This window comes from Pseudoalteromonas sp. RW-H-Ap-1 (assembly GCF_048318575.1).
GTDB lineage: Bacteria > Pseudomonadota > Gammaproteobacteria > Enterobacterales > Alteromonadaceae > Pseudoalteromonas.
In genome coordinates, this window is the sequence record NZ_CP166996.1 from 1,739,681 (window position 1) to 1,763,548 (window position 23,868).

Annotated in this window: 15 protein-coding genes, 2 tRNA genes and 1 pseudogene; 1 reads left to right on the forward strand and 17 read right to left on the reverse strand. The window is 39.5% G+C overall.

The window, feature by feature from the left end; all coding sequences use genetic code 11:
* Positions 1-52: 52 nt before the first annotated feature.
* From AB8618_RS08175 to AB8618_RS08255, 17 genes and pseudogenes are all read right to left on the reverse strand, one after another.
* The gene (locus AB8618_RS08175; protein ID WP_413402169.1) at positions 53-583 is read right to left on the reverse strand and encodes a cell division protein ZapC; all 531 of its coding nucleotides are present in this window, start codon (positions 581-583) and stop codon (positions 53-55) included.
* 130 nt (positions 584-713) lie between these two features.
* Positions 714-1,723 (reverse strand): annotated as a pseudogene (pyrD, locus tag AB8618_RS08180) (quinone-dependent dihydroorotate dehydrogenase).
* Positions 1,724-1,828: 105 nt separating this feature from the next.
* A complete protein-coding gene (locus tag AB8618_RS08185) occupies positions 1,829-6,670 on the reverse strand; it encodes an NAD-glutamate dehydrogenase (protein ID WP_413402173.1) in 4,842 nt (1,613 codons plus the stop codon).
* 210 nt (positions 6,671-6,880) lie between these two features.
* Positions 6,881-9,202 (reverse strand): efflux RND transporter permease subunit, encoded by a 2,322-nt coding sequence (locus AB8618_RS08190; RefSeq protein WP_413402175.1) that lies wholly within the window; start codon positions 9,200-9,202, stop codon positions 6,881-6,883.
* A complete protein-coding gene (locus tag AB8618_RS08195) occupies positions 9,202-10,197 on the reverse strand; it encodes a WD40/YVTN/BNR-like repeat-containing protein (protein ID WP_413402177.1) in 996 nt (331 codons plus the stop codon). The genes AB8618_RS08190 and AB8618_RS08195 overlap by 1 nt, the downstream gene beginning before the upstream one ends.
* A 124-nt stretch (positions 10,198-10,321) precedes the next feature.
* Positions 10,322-11,686 carry a DUF1329 domain-containing protein gene (locus AB8618_RS08200; protein WP_010390152.1) on the reverse strand — a complete coding sequence of 455 codons (1,365 nt, stop codon included), beginning with the start codon at positions 11,684-11,686 and terminating at the stop codon, positions 10,322-10,324.
* 13 nt (positions 11,687-11,699) lie between these two features.
* Complete coding sequence (locus AB8618_RS08205) at positions 11,700-13,796, reverse strand: DUF1302 domain-containing protein (protein ID WP_290167627.1); 2,097 nt, start codon at positions 13,794-13,796, stop codon at positions 11,700-11,702.
* 250 nt (positions 13,797-14,046) lie between these two features.
* A complete protein-coding gene (locus tag AB8618_RS08210) occupies positions 14,047-14,268 on the reverse strand; it encodes a DUF2835 domain-containing protein (RefSeq protein ID WP_409423169.1) in 222 nt (73 codons plus the stop codon).
* Between the two features lie 3 nt (positions 14,269-14,271).
* The gene (gene pepN / locus AB8618_RS08215; RefSeq protein WP_413402180.1) at positions 14,272-16,866 is read right to left on the reverse strand and encodes an aminopeptidase N; all 2,595 of its coding nucleotides are present in this window, start codon (positions 16,864-16,866) and stop codon (positions 14,272-14,274) included.
* Between the two features lie 50 nt (positions 16,867-16,916).
* Positions 16,917-18,401 (reverse strand): Na+/H+ antiporter NhaC, encoded by a 1,485-nt coding sequence (nhaC, locus tag AB8618_RS08220; protein ID WP_138606189.1) that lies wholly within the window; start codon positions 18,399-18,401, stop codon positions 16,917-16,919.
* 158 nt (positions 18,402-18,559) lie between these two features.
* On the reverse strand, positions 18,560-20,584 hold the full coding sequence (prc, locus tag AB8618_RS08225) for a carboxy terminal-processing peptidase (RefSeq protein WP_413402182.1): 2,025 nt from the start codon (positions 20,582-20,584) through the stop codon (positions 18,560-18,562).
* A gap of 27 nt (positions 20,585-20,611) precedes the next feature.
* Positions 20,612-21,250 (reverse strand): RNA chaperone ProQ, encoded by a 639-nt coding sequence (gene proQ, locus AB8618_RS08230; RefSeq protein WP_413402184.1) that lies wholly within the window; start codon positions 21,248-21,250, stop codon positions 20,612-20,614.
* 16 nt (positions 21,251-21,266) lie between these two features.
* On the reverse strand, positions 21,267-21,545 hold the full coding sequence (locus AB8618_RS08235; RefSeq protein WP_138606053.1) for a hypothetical protein: 279 nt from the start codon (positions 21,543-21,545) through the stop codon (positions 21,267-21,269).
* Positions 21,545-22,003 (reverse strand): GAF domain-containing protein, encoded by a 459-nt coding sequence (locus tag AB8618_RS08240; RefSeq protein ID WP_054201014.1) that lies wholly within the window; start codon positions 22,001-22,003, stop codon positions 21,545-21,547. The genes AB8618_RS08235 and AB8618_RS08240 overlap by 1 nt, the downstream gene beginning before the upstream one ends.
* 127 nt (positions 22,004-22,130) lie before the next feature.
* Positions 22,131-22,511, reverse strand: a complete 381-nt coding sequence (locus AB8618_RS08245) for a hypothetical protein (RefSeq protein WP_409423174.1) — start codon at positions 22,509-22,511, stop codon at positions 22,131-22,133.
* 172 nt (positions 22,512-22,683) lie between these two features.
* Positions 22,684-22,774, reverse strand: a tRNA-Ser gene (locus AB8618_RS08250).
* A 51-nt stretch (positions 22,775-22,825) separates the two neighbouring features.
* Positions 22,826-22,916: transfer RNA gene (locus AB8618_RS08255), tRNA-Ser, on the reverse strand.
* A 251-nt stretch (positions 22,917-23,167) separates the two neighbouring features.
* Here AB8618_RS08255 and AB8618_RS08260 point away from each other — a divergent pair.
* A complete protein-coding gene (locus AB8618_RS08260) occupies positions 23,168-23,833 on the forward strand; it encodes a Bax inhibitor-1/YccA family protein (protein WP_008112034.1) in 666 nt (221 codons plus the stop codon).
* Positions 23,834-23,868 lie beyond the last annotated feature (35 nt).

Consider the following 23,868-nt stretch of genomic DNA (forward strand, 5'->3'; position numbering starts at 1 on the left):
CATAGGTTTGCGTACAAATACGCCATAAACAAGCCTCAAAGACTAAATTAGGCTAAGCTGTTTGACTATCGTACTGTGAGGTAATGAGGGGGAAAACACGGTTGTTTAAAACGCGGATAACTTCAAACTGGGCAAGTGATAGATTGTCATCTAGTGCAAAGGTTTCACTTAAATTTATACACACAGAGGCTTCCTGGCAATGCTCGACAATTAAAAACTCGCCAGTCTGTGATTCTGAGCTTAAATTAATAACCGCTTCAGTACTAGGTGTGCTACCAGTATACGGTTTAAAAAACCAACTTTTTGCCAACACGGGTTTTAATTGAAATTTAACTGCCGTTGCATTGAGCGCTATTTGGCATAACTGGGCAGGATTCCATAAATTAAATTGCTCAAGGTAATAATAAACTTGCTCATAAAAGGCTGCATCTTCAAGGCTGAAGTACGGGTTTTCAAAAGCACAATCGGTGAGCTGTCTAAGCTTATAAGGTGTACAAAGTTGCATATCGTCATTTAAATCAAGCAGCAAGCGGTTTTTCTCGGCGCATGCTATCCATTGCCATTGCTTTGACGCTTGTAACATTTGCTCCTCCCTACTTAGTACTTAAAAAATAAAATAAGACAATAAGCTTAGAGTATAGCTGCTTTTGACCATTTTTAAAACGTCTTTTTAGAACATTTATCGAACGATCAAAAGCTTACATAACTGATCCTTATAAGTCGTTAATGATCGACTTGACCAATTGTGGTCCTTTGTATATGAAACCGGTATAAACTTGAACTAAATCTGCACCCGCATCAAACTTTTCTTTTGCGGATTGAGCATCATCAATCCCCCCACACCAATAATAGGTAACTGATTATTTGTTAAACGCTTAAGTTCAGAAACAACATGGGTTGAACGCTCTCTAACTGGCGATCCTGATAAACCACCTGCCTCATCAGCATATTGCTGACCTTGCACTAAGCTACGCTCTAAGGTGGTATTAGTGGCTATAACACCATCAATTTTATTATTTAACAGTGACTCACTCACTTGTTCAATTTGAATTTGATCTAGGTCTGGCGCAATTTTCACCAACATAGGCACTTGTTTATTGTGCTTAGCAATTAAATCAAGCTGTTCGTTTTTCAAGCTTTGTAATAAGTCATCTAATGCTGCACCATATTGAAGGTCTCGAAGTCCTGGCGTGTTGGGCGATGAAATGTTTACAGTGATGTATGATGCATGCTCAAACACTTTACGCATACAGTGAATATAATCATCTTTACCCTGCTCGTTTGGTGTATCTTTATTTTTACCAATATTGATACCTAAAATACCATCGTACTTAGCTGCTTTTACATTATTAACTAAATTATCAACACCTTTATTATTAAAGCCCATACGATTAATAATCGCATTTGACTGTGGCAATCTAAACATACGAGGCTTATCGTTACCCGCTTGAGGACGCGGTGTTACTGTACCCACTTCAACAAAACCAAAGCCCATTTGGGCAAAGGCATCGATACACTCGGCGTTTTTATCTAGGCCTGCAGCAAGTCCTACTGGGTTTTTAAATTCCAAACCTAAAAAGTTCACCGGTTTATTAGCAACACTTTGTGCCCATGCCGCACTTAATGGTGTGTTAGCAAAGCGACGTAAGTTGTTAAGAGCAAAATCATGTGCCCACTCCGCATCACGGGTAAACATAAAACGGCGAGCTAAATCGTAGAACATGAATATAATCCTCTTAAAATTGTAGACAAAAAAATACCTCAGACAAGGCTGAGGTATTATATAACAAAAACTGTTTAACGATTAGTTTTAATCAATAGCAGTTTGTTACTTTGCTGATGTATCACAATTGTGACCAAGCAACATAAGCTCTCTTAATGCCACTGAGAACTTAGCAAAATCATGACTTTGCGATGTTTTAAACTCTGTCAGCATTTGCTTCCAACGTTGAAGCAACAGATCTTGACTATCCATCCATTGTTCAATTTGGCCATCTACATCACTGTTTTCACCTTCAAAGCTGTTTAATACAACTTCTGACAAGGTGCGTTGCTGCCAATCTAACTCTTCACGATATGATGCACGCGCTAGTGCCTGCCAATGGTTAGAAACCGGTTGATTAGTGATTTGATCTAAGAACCAATGTAGTCCCATTTGCGCACCTAATTTAAAGTAAGTGTGCGACACCATATCGATTTTACGATTAGAGTTTTGTGCAATTTGCGTTAAATCCATTACCGAGAACAAGCTTGATAACGACACAATACGCTGTGCAATATCTGCAGGTACACCGCTTTGTGTTAGTTCTTCACGAGCACTTACAATACGATCGCTTTCTGTTTTAACGATGTATTTAGTTAAGTTTTCACTTAAATCAGCAAATGTAGGTGAGAAGATTTCAATCGCTTGCTCAATTGATTGTGCTTTGGTGCGATGACGAAGGAACCAACGTGTTGCACGACGAACAGTACGACGTAACTGGTATAACATTTCTGTTTGTACGTTCGATGGTATTTTGTTATCTAAATCACTAATAGATAACCATGTTTCACGCATTTGGAAAATTTCACTTGCGATTGAGTAACACAATGCAATTTCAGCTTCGTTTGCACCGGTTTCTTCATTCATACGCACCATAAAGTTTAAGCCCATATCATTAACAATATTATTTGCTAACTTAGTGGCAATAATCTCTTTGCGTAGTGGATGATTATCCATCGCATCATTAAACTTCTCACGTAATGGGCGTGGGAATGATTTAACCAATAACTGGCGATAGTAAGGGTTTTCGGTAATTTCGTCGGTTACTAATGACTCTTTAAGAACCATTTTCGCATAAGACACCAATACAGAAAGCTCAGGACGTGTTAAATCTCTACCTGCAGCGGCGCGCTCTGCCAACTCTTCATCGGTAGGAATAAACTCAATTGCACGGTCTAACTTGCCATCTTTTTCAAGTGCATGAATAAAGCGAATTTTTTCTTTAAGCGTTGAGGTACCTTTAGATTGAGTAATCGATAAAGTATGCGTTTGACGATAACAATCTTTAAGTACTAATTCAGACACTTCATCAGTCATTGAATAAAGTAGTTCATCACGTTGCTTACGCGTTAAGTCGCCTTCAGCAACTAAGCCATTGAGTAAAATTTTAATATTTACTTCGTTATCTGAACACGCAACCCCGCCCACGTTATCGATGAAGTCAGTATTTACACGACCGCCTTGAGCTGCAAATTCAATACGACCTAATTGGGTTGCACCTAAGTTACCGCCTTCGCCAAATATTTTAGCACCAAGATCTTTACCGTTGATACGCAACGCATCATTGGCACGGTCCCCAACATCAGCATCCGTTTCTTTAGAATGTTTGATGTAAGTCCCTATACCACCATTCCAAAGTAAATCATGATCCATCATTAATGATGCTTTGATCAATTCATTCGGTGTCATGCTGGCTTTTTTTGTGCCTAACATCTTTTTCATCTCAGGGGTCAGCGTAATCGACTTAGCAGCACGCGAGAAAATACCACCACCGCTTGAAATTAGCTCTTTATTGTAATCTTCCCATGATGAACGTGGTAAATTAAATAAACGTTCGCGCTCTGGATAAGAAGCTGCTGCATCTGGGTTTGGATCAACAAAGATATGTAAGTGATTAAACGCCACTTGCAAGCGAATGTGCTTTGATAACAGCATACCGTTACCAAATACGTCACCGGCCATGTCCCCGATAGCTACTGCTGTAAAGTCTGTGGTTTGACAGTTAATATCCATTTCACGGAAATGACGTTTTACAGACTCCCATGCACCACGAGCCGTAATACCCATCTTCTTATGGTCATAACCTACTGAACCACCTGATGCAAACGCATCACCTAGCCAGAAGTTATATTCGTTTGCGATGCCATTGGCAATATCAGAGAATGTTGCTGTGCCTTTATCCGCTGCTACTACTAGGTACGCATCGTCTTCATCATGGCGTGTAACATCAACAGCAGGTACAATTTCACCACGGTCAATATTGTCTGTGATATCTAATAAACCACGAATGAAGATTTTATAACATTCTTGGCCTTCTTTAATAAACGCTTCACGTTCACTAGGTAGTTGTTTACATACAAATCCACCTTTTGAACCTACCGGTACAATCACGGTATTTTTAACTTGTTGCGCTTTTACTAAGCCAAGTACTTCTGTACGGAAATCTTCACGACGATCTGACCAACGCAATCCACCACGGGCAACTTTACCAAAACGTAAATGCACACCTTCAACACGTGGAGAATAAACAAATATCTCAAACGCTGGTACAGGTAGTGGGACTTCTGGAATTAAACTTGGCTGAATTTTAAGTGAGATGTAAGACTTAAATTTACCTTCAGCATCTTTTTGGAAGTAGTTTGTACGTAATGTAGCAACAATCATATCAACGTATAAACGGATAATACGATCATCATCAAGGTTCGCTACGTTTTCTAACTCTGCATAAATTTCTAAGCCTAGTTTTTCAAGTGTTTTAGCACTTGCAGGGCTTTTTACAGAGAACTTTTTAGAGAATAAGTTAACGATTTTAGCGGCAATATGCGGGTAGTTTGCAAAAGTACTTTCAATATACGTTTGCGAGAAAGTAACCCCAATTTGGCGCATGTACTTTGCGTATGCACGTAAAATTGATGATTCACGACCTGTTAAACCACCCATTAACACTAGACGGTTAAAGCCATCGTTTTCTAATCGATTTGCCCATACACTGGTTAATGCAGCGCGAAAACGTGCAGAGATCTTATCAAAATCAGCCATCCCTTTGCTGTCAATTAGCATAGAGAAATCCATGACCCAATTTACGCCACCATCACTAGTTTTAACCGAGTATGGCGTTTCACCTACAACACGTAGACCAAAGTTTTCAAGCATTGGCATAACATCAGATAAATGAATTGGCTCATCTTTGTGGAATAAGCTTAAACGCACAATATTGCTGCTTGCTTCTTCTTGTGGACGATAGAACAACATTTCTAACTTGTTCTCATCGCTTAGCATTTCTAGCTTTTCAATATCAACCACTGCAGCGCTAGGTAATACTTCTTCTTTGTATGAGCGTGCAAAGGCATTGCAATATTTACGGTTTAATTCATTACCACGGGCCTCACCAGCAGATTCAAGTAAGGCTGATTGTAATTTGTCTTCCCATGTACGAGCGGCTTCTATTAGGTTGTTTTCTATGTCTTTCACGTTAAATTCAATATTGTTGTCGGTCACACGAACAGTGTAATGGGTACGCGCCAGTGTAGACTCAGAGAAATAGGTAGTAAATTCGACTTTGACGTCAGAATTAAATGCGTTGGCTAAAATAGCTTGCGTTTCGCGACGAAGCGCTGTGTTGTAACGCTCACGAGGTACATAAACCATGCATGATAAAAAACGACCATATGCATCTTTACGAACAAATAAGCGACACATGTCACGTTCTTGTATCTGCAAAACGCCCATGGCAACTTCAAGTAACTCATTCTCTCGAGCTTGAACCAGTTCGTCACGTGGGTAAGTTTCTAATATATTTAATACGGCTTTGTATGCATGTGTCCCTTTAGCGAAGTCACACATATCCATAATACGATTAATTTTACTTTTAAGAACCGGTACATCAGCAGCGCTATTGTTGTAAAAGTTTGATGAAAACAAACCGATGAAACGATCTTCACCAATAACATTGCCTTTGTCATCAAAACGTTTTACACCCACATAATCTATGTAAGCTGGGCGATGAACGCGAGACAATGAATTAGTTTTAGTTAAAATTAATAGGTTACTACTGCGTGCCTCTTGGCGCGCCACTTCAGGTAACTCAGAAAGCAAGCGTGTATGCTCAGCATCAGAGTTTTTCATTAACCCTAAGCTGGTATCCATTTTACCCTTTAATTGATAGTCGCCCTGAACTGGTGAAAGTTCATATTGGCGATAACCCATTAATGTGAAATTGTCTTTCACTAACCAATCTAAAAACTCAACGGTTTCATTTATTTCGTTATCACTTTTATCTTTATGGCTTTTAGGCAAGCTTTTGCTTACCGCGATTAATTTTTCGCGAATAGGCTGCCAATCTTCAACCGCAATCGATACATCAACGAGTACTGATTCAAGTTCTTTTTTGAAAGACTCAATAACAGTTGCATCTGTTTGACGGTCAATTTCTATGAAGAATACAGTTTTTGTTGATGTTGATTCTTGCTCTGCTTTTAAGCTTGATAACCCTGATATTTTATCTTTCTTATCACGTTGAATTTTCAGCGGGCTATGAAGAAGTAAATGAGAGGCAATGTTTTCTCGTGTCATGGCCATTCGTACAGAGTCCACTAAAAACGGCATGTCTTTAGCAATGATCTCTACAATGGTATGTGATGACTGCCAGCCATCTTTAGCCACTTCAGGGTTGAAAACGCGAATAACTGCGTCATCTGATGTATTTTTTTCTAGCGAATTCCAAAGGCTGAGTGCAGCACCATATAAGTCACTGTCGTTGCGATTTGCCAAATCCTCTTTAGACATATTGCTGTACAAGGCTTTGGCGAATTTCTCAACGAGTAACACATTATCAGCGCGAACTTTTTTCTGGATAAGCTTACAGACGTTATCTAAAATAACCGAGGCTTGGCCTTCATTTCGTGTCATTGTATGTTCCTTAATCTATCACTGCTAGTTTAGCAGAATATTTGTACAGCCATTTATTAGCGTGGAGTCAGTTAAATTCTAACCCTTTTAAAACTAATAAACAGCCTTTTCGATGAAAACATTTTAAGCATTTCAGCTATTTGGTCATCTATTCACAAAATATAGATATAAATGGCCATTACTGGCCATTTAGGAGCAAATTTATTCACCTTATTTTTTCTGGTCAGTCCAGAGCAAGCTGCCAATTGCAGGTAAAAGTAACACTGCACCCAACATATTTACTAAAAACATGAAGGTAAGCAGAATTCCCATATCAACTTGGAACTTCAAATCAGAAAAAATCCACGTACTAACACCAATTGCTAACGTAATACCGGTAAATAACACCGCACTCCCACGTTCAACTAATGCATTACGATAAGCAATACTCAGTGGCACGTTTTGTTTTAACTGCCCCATCATCGATGACAAAATATAAATACCGTAATCAACACCAATACCTACACCCAAAGCAATTACTGGTAACGTTGAAACAGTTAGACCAATCTCAAGTTGTACCATAAGTGCTTGTGCAAGGGTTGATACTATGTACAAAGGTAATACCACTGCAATAGTTGCTTTTACGCTCTTAAAACTTAGTAAGCATAAAATAATCACCGCACCATAAACATAGAGCATCATAGGGATTTGTGCAGCTGAAACAGACTCGTTAGTTGCTGCCATTACACCTACAGGGCCTGATGCCAATTTGAAAGCAAGTTTATCTGTGCCCTCTTCTACAGCAAATTGTTTTACTTTTGCAATCACGTTATCAATAGTTTGTGCTTTGTGATCATCTAAAAATATAATCACGGGCATTACAGAACAATCACCGTTTAATAACCCTGTGCTGGTTTCAACGCGAGAGGTTGACTGCACCAAACTGGCAGAATTGCGCGGCAAACTTTGCCATTTTAAATTGCCCTCGTTATAACCGGCATTAACTGACTGTGCCACTGAACTTAGGCTGACCGCTGATTGTACACCGGCTAAATTTTCAACTTTATATTGAAAGCGTGATATACGCTCCATGACGTCATGCTCGGTACACGCTGCAGGATAAGCCTCTACAATGACTTTAAGAATATCAGATGAAATTGTGTATTTGTCCGATATTAAGAAAGTATCTTGGTTGTAACGTGCATCTTGGTGCAAGGATGGTGCACCGGCATGTAAATCACCAATACGCATTTTATCTGCTTGCCAATAGCCCAGTGCAAATAAAACCAAAGTGAAACCAATAATAATTTTTGCTGTTTTTGGATAGGTTGCTTTAACTAATAAATCGCGCATTGCATCAAGTATGTTCGGTTTATTAGCATCACCTGATTGAATATGGATGCTGTTTTCAAAGCGCATATACGATGCCCACACTGGCAACAAAATCAGATTAGTAAATATAATCACCGCCACCCCTAAACTCGCCGTAATAGCAAGTTCACGAATAATACCGATATCAATGGTTAAAAGGGTTAAAAAGCCGACTGTATCTGATAACAGCGCAATCCCGCCAGGCACAAGTAAAGCTCTAAAGCTTGATTGACAACATACTGATGTAGACTTACCTTCAGCAACCTTTTTACCAATGGCGTTAATCATCTGCACACCGTGGCTTACGCCAATAGCAAACACTAAAAATGGCACTAAGATAGACATAGGATCAAGACCAAAGCCTAAACTAGAAAGTAGCCCTAACTGCCAAATTACCGCAATAATTGAACACACAATCGGTAAAATAGTAAGTTTTAAACTGCCACAAAATAGCCATACCATGACAAAAGTGAACGCAATTGCAATGGCAAAAAATAATACAACCCCTTTTGCACCCTCGGCAATATCGCCTGCCATTTTTGCAAAACCAATAATATGAATACTAATTTCATTTGTACTGAGCGGCTCACGAATTTCGCTTTCTAATTTTTTTGCAAAAGCGAGGGTGTCTAATTTTTCTTGTGTTTGTGGATCAGTCTCTAGCAATTGGGCTGTTACCATAGCACACGAATAATCGCTTGCTATCATACGGCCCACTACTTTGGCCTTTTCAATGTTCTCTTTTACAATCCCTAAACCCTGTTTATCGGCTTTAAAGTTAGCAGGAATAATAGGTCCGCCAGCAAAGCCGTCTTCAACAACTTCAACAAAGCGCGCACTAGGTGAAAAAATCGAATTGACTAAAGGGCGATTTACTCCAGGAATAAAGTAAAGTTGATCATGTACGGCTTTTAATTGAGTAAAAAATTCAGGGTTAAAAATATCACCACTGTCATCACATACTGAAATTAAAATACTATTAGCGCCACCAAACTGTTTCTCATGCTTGGTGTAAACCTTCATATATTCATGGTTAAGTGGAATATTTTTATTAAATGACGCGTCGAGCTGAATTTGCGTTGCTTTAAAAACCAATAAACAAGTGATCAACACAAAACTTATGAGTACCACTAAGCGGTGTCTAAAAATCGCTTTTTCTAAAAAATCTAAAATTGCTTGCATTAAGGGGTCAACTCCTTCACTTTAATGCCGTTTTCTGTTGCCATGATCAGTTTATCTTTTACAATCACACCATCAAGAATCGCTTTACCATCAGCCAATTGCTCATAAGACAGCACATCAGCTTTAAGGTGAAAAATAACACCACTATTGGCCAATAATAGCCATTGTTTATCGTTATAATTTATGATGCTGTTTACAGTAGCTGTTTTATCATTGTCTAAGTGCTGCCACTGCTGACTATTGGTTTTATTTACGAAAATATTACCGCGCAGTCCTGCAACAATTTGTTGCGATGAATCTGATGCAAAACCAAAAAACGAACCTGGGTAAATTTCATCTAAACGTTGCCATGTTCGGCCATCGTCATCACTTGTTGCCAATAAGCCCATCTCACCGACTAGCATTAAACCCGTACTAGTCGGTTCAATGCGATTAAAGTGGGGTAATATAGACGCGGTTTCTATTTCGTAACCCTCAGGATCGGTTTGTTTTAAATCATTTAAATAGTCTCTATCTTCACTAAATAACAGCGAATCTAAAAAGCGTTTTTGCCAATGTTTGCCGCCATCACTCGTTTGATAAAACATACCGTAAGCGCCAACAGCATAGCCATTTAAGTCATCTTTAAAATAAATATCTAGACAGGGTTTATCTAAGCTTGGTTTTGCTTGTTGTAACTGCCAGTTTTCACCACCATCGGTGGTATTGATAATTGTGGCGTCGTGTCCACATGCCCAGCCATTAGAATCATTAGTAAATTCAACCGCTGTTAGTAATACTTGTGTAGGTACTGATTTCGCTTGTTGCCAATCGCTACCATCAATACTTTTAATGACCGTCCCATGTTTACCTACAGCAATAAGCCCAGCTGAAGTTTGTGTAATATCGGTAAGGAGTGTTTTATCTGCATTAATTGCGCTAATCGCACTTTGAGGTGCGTCTTGTGCAAAACTCGCACCGCTTAGGATCAGGCTGGCATAGACCAAATACTTCATAAATTTAATTCGCCTTGAACTGAGGATTTGTTTGTCTGTTATAAAGAGGAAAACCTGTGCGTTAATAGACAAACGCGATGTGAAAGAAAAAAGGCACCTAGGAAACTAGGTGCCTGCTTTTATACTATCTGCCAGCGCGACGTAAAGCGCTCGATGTAAACTCATTGTCATTAAATGACTGAGAAAAATCATACATCTTTTCTTGGTTATCTAAACCAATGGCTAAATAGCGACGTGAATTAAGATCGTGGTATACCTCAAGCGTACTCCACTGTGTCGGTACTTCATAGTAGTTAAGACCATAAGCCATTGCTACACGATAAAGTTGGTCACGATTATCGTAAATATCGGTAACATGTACTTGCCAACTGTCTTCGTCAATGTAGAAAACACGTTTTTTGTAAATATGACGAGTGTCATCTTTTAAGTTTGCTTCAACAACCCATACACGGTGTTTTTCGTAACGTGTATGCTCAGGATTGATATGACCAGGCTTTAAAATATCATCATAAGTTAGCTTGTCGCTGTGAAGCTTGTAGCTATTGTATGGGATGTAAAGCTCTTGCTTACCTTTTAGCGTCCAGTTATAACGATTTGGCGAGCCATTGAACATATCAAAGTCATCAGTTGTACGTAAGCTATCTGCTGCTGTACCCGGTGCATCGTACGCTACATTAGGTGCACGGCGAACACGGCGCTGACCTGAATTGTACGTCCACGCTTGGCGCGGCGTTAAAATTTGGTCCATAGTTTCATGCACCAATAACGCGGTCCCTGCTAAACGAGCTGGCTCTGTCACTTGCTGTTTAAACTTAAACAAAATATTAGAATCTTGTAGTTCAGCCGGAGTAGCACTTGGATCTGAATATTTAACTAATAACTGCTCATCAAAACCAACATAGTTATATGACCCCGATGCCGTCGGTGCTGCCTGACCACCAAAACGCTCAATAGACTGACCACGGTAACGAAGTAAATGGTTCCAAATTGCTTCTAAACCCGTTTTAGGGATTGGAAATGGAATACCAATAGCTGTACTTTTAATACCATTTCCGCCTTCAACTAATTCAGCAGACGTTGCAAACTTTTTGGTTGCATCGTACACAAATTGTGGAAAAGACGCAGAACGACGGGTTTCATACACTGGCATTTTAAACGTATCTGGGTACGCTTCAAATAACGCGATTTGTCCTGGGCTTAAGTTTTCTTTGTATTTATCAATATTACTTTTATCAATAGTGAATAATACTTTATCGGTTGCATAAGGGTCTAAGTGGTGCATACCCGGTTCATAACCTGCTGGAGCAGCAGTAATACCGCCATTCCATGCTGGGATTGAGCCATCAGCATTCGCTGCTTTTTCCGCACCAATTGGGCTTAAGTCTTTACCAAGGCGCGCAGCCTCTTCTGGGCTAATTTTAGCCAGCGCTGCGTGGCTTGCAAACAAACTACAAAACGCTGTAGCAATGAGGGTAGGTTTTTTAATCATAATAATGTTACCCCTAGATAGAATATTTTAAGTTAAAAGAAACGTAATCTCGGTCAGAGAAAGTGTTGGTGTCGCCACCACCCCAAAATGAGTTGTAACTCACATCTAAAGACCATGCATTTTGGTAATTAAAGCTCATAGTTGCACCTAATGACTTACGATCTTCAATGAATAAGAACATTGGATCTGGCGTGTTACCATTTACATCATGAGAAAATACAAAACGTGGTGAGAAGTTAATACCATTGTAAAGGTTAAAGTAATCACCTTTAGCAATTAAGCGGTAGCCCCACGATGAAGCCGTAGCAAACGATTTTTGCTCAGGTCCATTAGATAATGCCATATGTAGTGAAGAGTAATCTGAGCTACCAGGCCCCTGAATAACACCACTTCGGCCAGTACCAGAGACATTTAAACGGATCTCATCGTACTCGGGCATGTTATTAATACGAACACCACCAATTTCACCCACAACAGCCCAACTATCAGCGCCTAATGAAGGACCAAATAGATGTGTTGCCGTAAACTGTAATTGTGACGTATTGCGTTCGATATAACCTTTGGCTAACTCGCCTGGCCCAACAACGCTTGCATCATCGCCTTTACTCATTTGCGAAATACCTGCAAACTCAGGGCGTAAACCAGCAATAGCTAACTGCTCAGGCATCGCAGCGTAAAGTAGCTCTACGTCATCGATTTGCAGCGGTTCGTCTTCACGAAAAGTAAACTCACCCGCAAAAGCAGTTTCACCAAGCGAGGTGTTAAAGCTTAAACCGTAAAGTTTAATATCTTCAGGGTATTCGTTAGTTGCTTTAGCAAATGCTTTTAAATCGGATACGTTATCAGAGGTAATCTCAGTACTTGCAATCATCGCTAAATCTTGTTGAATTGATGCTTGCGTAAAGTTTGATACGCGACCCGAAATAAGCGGACGACGATTATGGTAATTTACGTGATAAAGCGCTACTTCGGTATCATTCCACTCTGGTAAAAACATACCGAGTCGTAAGCCGTATTGGCCGCCATCATCTGGCTCTGTTTTGCCATCATAGCCTTTACCTTTGAGGGCAACCTTGGTCGGGTGTGTCAAGTACATATTAGCTAATAGCTGTTGACCTGCAGCACTTGATGGATCAATCCCCTGACTTGCCGCTACTTGAGAGTGAGTTGCTATCAAGTTATTTAAACTATTTGTTAAAAATGCTAAATCAATATCAGGATTTGAAGTAAAACCTAGCTGTACGTTTTGTTGATAACCGTTTTCTGCAGCAAAATCATTGGTAGAAAAATAAGTCCCTGCAGCCGGTAGACGAGTTTCATGCCACTGGTATTGGTAAAAACCTTCTAAGGTCATGTTTTCTGTAAGCCCTAACGATGCCCACAACATACCAACCGGAATAAACGCTTCTTTTAGCTCAGCACCTGGTGCTTTTAAACGGTCTATATCGACCGGGTTAACGTTAATACCATGAGAAATTAACGTACTTTCACCCCAGTTTACTACTTGTTGACCAACACGAATTGAAAGCGGGTTATTACCATCGTTTAAATCAAAGTTCGCCCATACGTAGGCATCAAGTAAACGAAGGTCGGCACAACTTTGCTCTTTAGTATCATCGTCATCACAAGGGTCTACACCTTGCCCTGATGTTGGATTAACATAAGCACGATCGCCGTCCATTAATTCAAAATCGTAAAAATACATAAAACGGGTAAATAAGCCGTAGTTATCTTTACTTATTGATAAGTCATGCGTGCCTTTTAATAGTTTTGAGAAAGACTCACCGCTATCAAAATTTAAACCGCCCGCGTCACCGTTGTTTGAGTAGGACCCTGGTTGAGCCCAGACATCTTGGGATGAATAAATCGTATTGAGTGCTGGGTTGTAACCCGTCCAATCAAATGATGGATTATTACTCTTACCAATCATATCAAAATTTCGGTCTTCAACCCGAATACTCTGACCATATGAAAAGGTAGAATCGAAGGCGATATCAAAACCACCAACCTCAAATGTTGCAGCCTGTGTCTGTGCTGCAGTTAAACCCATAGCCGCAGCTGTTAAGCCAAGTGCTATTTTATTTTTAACAAAAAGCGATCTTCTTATCATTTTGGTTCCCCCCTGTCGCGGGTATTTTTGTGTGATCAAGTTATTGTTTTTAGTGTAATCGTAACGATAGAAGCGAATCAAACAAATTACAAATGGCCGCCTTCAATCAGTTATATTTTTTATTTGTTCAACGTTTACGTATTGGTAAGACGTCATACCAGATAATTTATACACGTAAATTAACAATAGAACAAACCGAAATTAACAAAAAAGCAATATTAATATGTATTTATAACACAAAAAATGACTGCTAAGCTACTCGTTCGAGACGGATGAACTTGTTTTCATTACTTAAAATGAGTCTAAATCGACCACGGATACCTAGGCTAGAAATAAAAGGTCGAAGGTGATGAGCGGAAAAACGAATTGTTGTACCGCTATCAGCTGTCACTTGGATAGAGCTATACCGTCCATGATAATAATCCATGCACTTTGTATAGCTCAAATGCATACTAAAGTAATGTTCTATCATGATTTATTGTAAGGCTTTTTCAACCTTTTCAAATAAGTCGTCGCTTAACCCTTCTAAGTTAGCTAATCGCTCTAGTTGGGTCCTCATTGCAGTTGCACGGGTTTCATCATAACGACGCCACGACATAAACGGCGTTAACATTCGAGATGCATTTTGCGGGTTAATCGCATTGAGCTTAATTAATAAATCGCCAAGTAATGTATAGCCTTTGCCATCTAAACGATGAAACTGTGCAGTATTAAAATGGGAAAAGCTGCCCACTAATGCGCGCACTCGATTCGGATTTGAAAAATCAAAGCAAGGATGTGTGTACAAGGCCTTTATTTTCTCAATAGCATCACCAGCTGAGTTCATCGCTTGCAGAGCAAACCACTTATCCATTACTAATACATCATGGCGCCACTGAGCGTCGAAATGCTCGAGTAATTTATCAGACAATGGATGTGCTGCTTTAACCACACTGCTCAATGCACCGAGAACATTGGTCATATTTGTTGATGCTGCAGCCTGCTCAATTAAATTTGCCGCATCAACACTGTCGATTTTTGCCAAATAATGAAGGCACAGTTGTTTCAGCGAACGTATTGCTACCGCTTGCGCACTCACACTGCCATCATCGGTAATGGCTTGGTAACAGCTTAAAAATTCACTGTGCAATTGCGTGGCAATTTGCTGTTCAAATAACTCAATATTAGCCGTTATTTGATCTACCGGTATTATTTCAAATTCAGCAGCTAAGGTATCAAAACTTGGCAACTTCAATAGTTCAGCAACCAGCGCTAAATCGCCCTCACGCTGAGATAGCAATGCACGAAGTGCATCAATCACATCCTCACTCAAAGGGGTCTTACTTGCTGAAGTAACATTGGCTTTAAGTGCGTTAATAAATAACTGCTGTTGTGCATCCCAGCGAGAAAAGTCGCTACGCGCAAAACGCATAATATGTAATAAATCCGCTTCACTAATAGATTGATTTAAAATACATGGGGCTGAAAAATCTTCGAGCAATACAGCGGTTGGGTTACTGTGAATATTATCAAAGTGAAATGTTTGCGAGCTATTCGTTACATCCAGTACATGACCAAGCTGCTTGCCTTGGTACTGTAATGCAATGCTCTGCCCTTGAGAGTCTAAAAGCTCAATAGCAAAAGGAATATGTAACATTGCATTTTCAGGCTGATTCGCTGGCGTAAGCTGCTCTACGCTAAGCGAGAATGTTTGCGAAGCTTCATCATACTTTTTAGTTACGTTCAGGCGAGGTGTACCACAATGGTTATACCAACGCTTAAATTGGGATAAATCAATGGATGATGCATCACTCATTGCTGCAACAAAATCATCACAGGTCACCGCTTGCCCGTCATGGCGTTCGAAGTACAATGCCATGCCTTTTTGAAAGTTTTGCTCACCTAAAAGGGTATGCATCATGCGAATTACCTCAGCCCCTTTGTCGTATACAGTCACAGTATAAAAGTTATTCATTTCAATCACTTTTTCTGGACGTATCGGATGAGCCATAGGACCTGCATCTTCACTAAACTGATGAGTACGCATTACTTTTACAGCATCTATTCTATTTAGCGCACGGGAGCCCAAATCACTGCTAAATTCTTGGTCTCGAAATACTGTTAAGCCTTCTTTTAAAGACAATTGAAACCAGTCACGACAAGTCACACGATTTCCGGTCCAATTATGAAAGTACTCGTGGCCAACAATAGACTCAATGGTGTGGTAATCTTTATCGGTTGCCGTTTCTTGATTTGCCAACACGCATTTACTATTGAAAATATTTAAGCCTTTATTTTCCATAGCTCCCATATTGAAAAAATCAACGGCAACAATCATATAAATATCAAGGTCATACTCTAAATTGAAGCGAGTTTCATCCCAGGCCATCGCTTTTTTTAGCGACGTCATGGCATGCTCTGTTTTTGGCAGATTTCCTTTATCAACAAATAACGCTAGGGTGACGTCTTTACCACTACGTGTTGTGTATTTGTCGTGTAAAACATCAAAATCCCCTGCCACTAAAGCAAACAAATAGCTTGGCTTTTTGAATGGGTCTTGCCATTTTACAAAATGACGTCCATCTTGCGTTTCACCGCTATCAACTTGATTACCATTTGAGAGTAAATGCGGGAATGTTGTATCTGCAATTATAGTGACATCAAAAGTAGAAAGAACATCAGGACGATCCATATAGTAGGTTATTTTTCTGAACCCTTGCGCTTCACATTGAGTACAGTAAGCACCGCCTGATAAGTACAACCCCTCAAGTGAAGTATTGGTTTGTGGTGATGTTTGCGTCACTATGCTTAGCTGACATTCATCAGGTAAGTTATTAATGATTAATTGCTGATTTATAATTTTATAATCTGTGAGATCTGCACCCTCTACCGACAAAGAGATCAAAGTTAAGTCTATGCCATCTAATACCAGTGGCGCATTTGAATCGCCAACGCGCTTAAGCGTTAATAGAGCATTTACTTGAGTTTTTAATGGCTGTAAATCAAATGTCAGCTCAGTGTGTTCGATTGAAAAATGAGGGGCTTGGTAGTCTTTTAGGTATTCTGCTTGAGGTTTTTGTAGTTCAGTCATGTTCACTCCAAAAAAATAGCCCCTTTTAGTTATAAAAGGAGCTACTTAAATTAAGCCGTTTGTTTAGGTTTAATACGTAGTATCTTAATTCCTAAGTAAGCGTAAATAACGGCTAAGAAAGGATTTATAAGGTTAAAGAAAGCATAAAGCGCATAATCAAACGGATTGATTAATAGAACACTTTGCATATACGCACCACAGGTATTCCAAGGTATGAGTGGGCTGGTAATTGTGCCGCCATCTTCTAGAGTACGAGATAAGTTAACAGGCTTTAAGCCACGCTTTTTATATTCTTCTTTAAACATCCGTCCAGGCACCACAATGGCAATATACTGATCCGCAGCAATAACATTGGTACCAATACACGTTGCAATGGTTGAGGCGATAAGAGAACCAGTGCTTTTTGCTATTTTTAGAATACTTTTAACAAAAATATCAAGTAGCCCTGTTTTCTCCATAATCGCACCAAACATCAGTGCTGTCATGATCAACCATGTAGTGGTTAGCATACCAGACATGCCGCCGCCACTCAGTAACGAGTCCATTTTTGCATCGCCCGTATTAATCGTGAAGCCATCAAAAAAGGTGGTCCAAACTAATTTGAAATAACCGACAAACTCACCCTGAGTCATGTCTATTTGGCTAGCAATTAAGTCCGATTGAAATAACATTGCCCACACCGCGCCAATAACGGCACCAATAGAAATCGCCGGAAACGCTGGCATTTTTCGAATAGCTAATGCGAGTAATACAATTAACGGCACCAACATTTCTAAGCCAATGTTAAAGTTTTGCTGAAGAATTGCAGTTATTTGTTCTATTTGACCCGCCTCTCCCGCAGCAGTAGCGTTAAAACCCATGAAAATAAAGATGATTAATGCAATGACAAAGCTGGGTACTGTCGTCCAAAGCATATGATGAATATGTTCAAACAAATCTGCACCAGCAACGGCTGGAGCTAAATTGGTTGTTTCCGATAACGGACTAAGCTTATCGCCAAAATAAGCGCCTGATATTACAGCACCCGCGGTAACTGTCGGCTCTAAACCCAGTCCTGAAGCAACACCGAGTAACGCAACACCTATAGTCGCTGCTGTAGTCCATGAACTACCAATACTCATTGCTACAATGCCACAAATTAAACAACTCGCGGCGTAAAACCAGCTGGGATTGATAATTTGTAGACCGTAATAAATTAATGTCGGAACGGTTCCTGATAATAGCCAAGTTCCGATTAATGCCCCTACCATGAGTAAGATTAAAATCGCACTAAGAGATAAAGTGATCCCCTCAATCATTGCATCTTCTAATTTTTTCCATGTGTAGCCATTTTTTAAACCAATTAACGCCGCAGCGAATGTTGCAAATAACAAGGCAATTTGATTGGGACCTGACGATGAGTCATCACCAAATAAGTACACAGCGGCACCTAATAAACAAATTAATACAGCAATTGGAATGAGTGCATCAAAAAACGAGGCACTTTTTAGTGGTTTTTCTTCAATTGGCTTCAAAATATAGACTCCTACACACATTCGATGCATGTTGATTATTTTTATTAGCACGTACGCGCATTTATTGAGCACTATTGATCTAGCTCAACTTTTGGTAATCCGCGATTATAACAATTTAGCAAATTATCGATAGTAAAAAAGGCGCCTAGGCGCCTTTTTTTTGCAAAGTGAAGCTTATTTTAGCGCTTAGCTACGCGACCATATTTAATATAATCTTGTGTAATAAGTGCAGCTTCTTCAAGAAATGGGTCAAGCTCTTCAATCACCTCTGGTACATCGTCCAGATTTTCTATTGGCTCTTTACCTAAACGATTTAAGCGCTCATTAGTACGGGCTAGTGCGCGTGCCTCATTTTCTTCTTTTTCTTTAATGCGCTTTTTCTCAACCAAAGAAATTGTTTTACGATCTTTTTCTTCGTTGTAGCGAGCGATATCTTCAAACACATAATTAAATTCAGGTTCGGCTTTAATACGCTCATTATGCTGCTTTTCAAGTACACTGATAATAGGGTTTAAACGCCCTATTTGCTTATACTTTGCTTTTACTATGCTATCCCATGGCAAGGCATTATCTTGTTTACTTTCACCCCATTCTGCAGGGTCAATGGCTGATGGGAAAGTAATGTCTGGGATCACCCCTTTATGCTGTGTACTACCACCATTAATGCGGTAAAACTTTGCAATCGTATATTGCACACTACCTAATGGGTTATCGTATAAGTCATAAGCACGCGCTAAACCTTTATGCTGCTGCACGGTCCCTTTACCAAAGGTTTGCTCACCAATGATAACGGCGCGGCCATAATCTTGCATTGCTGCGGCAAAAATTTCAGACGCGGATGCGCTGTACCTATCAACAAGCACTGTCAGCGGGCCATCATAATAAGTAATGCCGTCACGGTCTTTTTGCTCTTCAATACGGTTGTTTAAAGTATGAATTTGTACTACTGGACCTTGATCAAAAAACAAACCTGATAGCTGCGTAGCTTCATATAATGAACCGCCGCCATTTTGACGTAAATCAATAATGATTCCGTCTACGTTTTGTTCTTTGAGTTTAGCCAACTCAACTTTTACATCTTTAGATAAGTTATTGTAAAAACCTGGAATTTCTAATACACCAATTTTGCTGGTTAAATTAGAATAACTGGCTTCAAATACTTCTGATTTAGCAGCTCTGTCTTCTAGACGAATTTTATCACGGGTAATTTCAACCACTTTTGGCGTACCGTGAGCATCTGCACCCTTTAGGTATTGCAAACGCACTTTAGTGCCTTTAGGGCCTTTTATTAAATCAACCACATCATCTAAACGCCAGCCAATTACATCAACAAACTCTTCGCCATCTTGAGCCACACCAATAATGCGGTCATCGGCTTTAATTTGCTCAGATTTGTCTGCCGGACCTCCAGGTACTAAACTACGAATTACCGTGTAGTCTTCATCAGGCGTTAATACCGCACCAATGCCTTCAAGCTCAAGATCCATATCCATTTTGAACTGCTCTGCACGACGTGGAGATAAGTATGAAGTATGTGCTTCAATACTACGTGCAAGTGAATTCATCACAATTTGAAATGCATCTTCAGATTTTGATTGTATAAGACGCTTTTCTGCGTTTTTATAACGCTTGGTCAACACGTCTTTAATGCCAGGCCAATCTTTACCTGTCATTTTTAATCGTAATGCATCATATTTTACACGCTCGCGCCAAATTTCATCTAATTCAGCTTGCGTAGTCGCCCATGGCGAATCTTCACGGTCATAAAAATATTCATCTTCCGTGTCGAACGTCATTTCATTTTCAAGTAATGAAAGCGAAAATTCGTAACGTTCAAAACGACGTTTAAGGCTTAAGTTGAAAATATCAAATGTAAACCCTAATTTGCCGCTAATAAGCGCGTTATCGAAACGCTCACGATATTGCTCAAAAGAGTCAATATCGCTTTTCAAAAACACGCTTTTATTAAAATCAAGGGATTCGATGTAACGATCAAACACTTTACTTGAAAGCTCATCGTTAAATCGAACTGGTGTGTAATGCGAACGAGTAAATAGATTAGCCACGCGTTTACTGGCTGTACCGTGCTGACTTTCTTGCTTGAGCAAAGGTAAGTCTTCTAATATTACCGGCTCTACTGCAGCCAATAATGAACCTGAAAACAGCGCAGCAACTAACGGAATGAGCGTAAACTTTTTACTCATACACAACTCCTTAATTTTTTTCGCAGCTTAAATAATGTATAAGCTGTCGGCTTTGGTTTTAACTTGCATACCGGTCACTAATTCAACGTGAACATCGTCTTTGTTTACTTCAGTGATTACTGCATTAACAAGTGCTTGGCCAAGTTTAACCTTAACCTTATTATTAACCTTGACCTCGCCTGCAGGTAAAGGTTCAACTTTTCCTGAACGCTTAGGCGCAGCGGCTTTTGCAGGTTTTGCTGCAGCCGGTGAGTTTTTAGCCGTATGAGCTGGTTTCTTTTTGAAAGATTTTGCATCTGAATCTTGACGAGGACGCTGCTGCTTTTTACGCTTTGCCATTTTAGCACGGCTTTCTTCCAATGCTTTTTGTGCGTGGTCGATATGCTCTTGTTCAACTTTTTCGCCTTGATTTCCGTCAAGATCGATTCTAAATTCAGATTTAGTAACTGCTTCAAGGTAGCGCCAGTTAGATGTATATTTTCTAAGTGCTTGACGAACTTGTGTCTTACTAACTTTTTCAGACCCTTCAATGCGCTCAGCGATATCTTTGAAAATACCTACTTTAAGTGGCTGAATGCCCTCTTTTTGTTTAAAACATTGTGGAAATTCTTGATATAAGAACTCCAATACTTCATTAATATCTTTTAGCTTGTTTGTGGTTTCCATTTTAGAACCTATTTAATCACATCTTTTCATCAAGGGCAGAATCAACATAGTGGATACACCAATCGACTAACTCTTCAAAGTCAGCTTCAATCACAGCCATATCACCACGTAAATGCTCCCAAATACCATTTATAATTTCATCAATTGAATCACAGTCTAAATCATCAGGGAGACGATCCCATGCCATGTGAATCAAATCATTGAGCGTTTCCGCTACATGTTCTTCATCTCCTTCCCAATCACCAACATCTTGTACGGCAAAAAGGTAGTCTTGAACATTTAGCAAATCTTTCATTACAGGCTAGCCTCTAAGCATTTTACAAGTGCTTCAAGCCCTGCTTGGTCATCAGTATCAAATCGGCCAATACTTGGGCTATCTATGTCTAGTACCGCAAATACAGATCCGTTTTTCATGATAGGTACAACTATCTCAGAATTTGATGCTGCATCACAGGCTATATGACCGTCAAAAGCATGCACATCTGAAATTAATTGGGTTTGCTCGGTCGCCGCAGCAGTGCCACATACCCCTTTTCCTACTGGAATACGAATACAAGCTGGATTGCCTTGAAATGGACCAAGTACCAATTCTGATGGTGAATCCATAAAATAAAAGCCCGCCCAATTCACATCTTCTAAAGAGGTAAATAACAGCGCGCTTATATTTGCCATATTGGCAATTATGTTTGATTCACCGCCTATCAGCGATTCAGTTTGCTTAACTAATGACTGGTAAAAATCGTGCTTTTGCATACCAAACTACTTCTTATTAAACATACAGTAGCTAAAGGTACTCTTTGTCACTAAAAATTGAAACCTTTTGCGGGTAAAAAAAGGAAATTACATGGTTTTACGACACACTTGATTAAATATTCCGCAATTAACTTTGTACCGATTTACGTAGGCCGAATAAAAACAGTCCAGCGGCAAACCCTGACATCACACTATTGATTAAAAAGATCTCGCCTGTAGTGGCGCTCAAAAGATAACTAAAAATAGCGCCACCCAGCAAGCCAAGTGTTAATACTCCAGAATAATTTACCTTAGAATACTTAAACATAAGTAAATAACCAGGCACTACAAACGCAGCCATAGTTAAACCCACTATGTGCGCGTTAGCAATAGCGGTCATTAATAGCCCTAAAAAAATAGAAACAGCGTCACCACGCAATGTCAATGCGTAGTAAATCCCCAACATACTGCCAATAATAACGGGAGATAATAATGAAAGTGCGACGCTTTTTGCGAGTTGATGTTTCATTGTAATATCCTTAACAAAAACATAAATCTTTAATTTCTAAGCATGCACTAAGAGCCAAAGCTTATAAATAGAGACTATGGTCGTATTTTTTAACTGAATATGCTTGGTTTTGAAAAAGGTATAGCGAATATGAGGCACAAAAAAGCCCGCAAATAGCGGGCTTATCTGATAATGGTGGAGAGATAGGGATTTGAACCCTAGAGGGGCTATAAACCCCTGCCGGTTTTCAAGACCGGTGCATTCGACCACTCTGCCATCTCTCCGAAAGTGCATAAACTACAAGTAAGAGTGTACTCATAATTATTTTAATAAGGTGGTGGAGAGATAGGGATTTGAACCCTAGAGGGGCTATAAACCCCTGCCGGTTTTCAAGACCGGTGCATTCGACCACTCTGCCATCTCTCCGCACAGCCTGAATAATAGGGAAACCCTTGGGCTTTGTGAAGCTTTTTTTCATTTTTTTGTTCAAGTGATTAAAAAACAACTAATTTGTTTAAACATAAAGCAATGAGAGCAAATCCTAACCGGCAAATGAACTTTTATTTAAATTTAGTTGTCTATTGATCTACAAAGGTTTGCCCAAACATATAAGAGTTGGTAATCTAATTTTAGTTAAATTACAGGAACTACTTAGTTTCACTTACAGGAGCTCTACAATGGCGTTTAATCAATCGTACAATACTGCAAAGCCGGTAATGTCGACCATTGAAACAAACAAAGTGCTTAAAAACACTTATTTCTTACTTGCAATGACACTTGCATTTAGTGCAGTCACTGCCGGTATTTCAATGGCACTGCAATTACCTTACTTTATGGGACTTGTATTCACACTAGTTTCATTTGGTCTACTTTTTGTTGTTAATAAAAAAGCAGATACAGCATCTGGTGTATTTTGGGTGTTTGCGTTTACAGGATTAATGGGAGCCGGCTTAGGCCCTCTACTAAATCACTACGCACAATTACCTAATGGCCCTATGCTAATTATGCAAGCGCTAGGTTCTACGGCGTTAATCTTCTTTGGTTTATCTGCTTATGCACTTAACACTAAAAAAGACTTCTCATTCATGGGTGGCTTTTTAACTGTCGGCTTAATTGTGGTTATCGTGGCAAGTATTGTAAATATTTTCTTAGGTAGCTCGTTAATGTTTATGGTTCTAAACGCAGCAGTTGTATTAATCATGTCTGGCCTAATTTTGTTCGATACGAGCAGAATCATTAACGGCGGCGAAACAAATTATATCCGTGCAACTGTATCTTTATACCTTAGCGTATATAACCTATTTACTTCATTACTTGCCTTACTTGGCGCAAATAATGACTAATTAAATAGTTCTGTTAAAATAGCCCCTTTATTGGG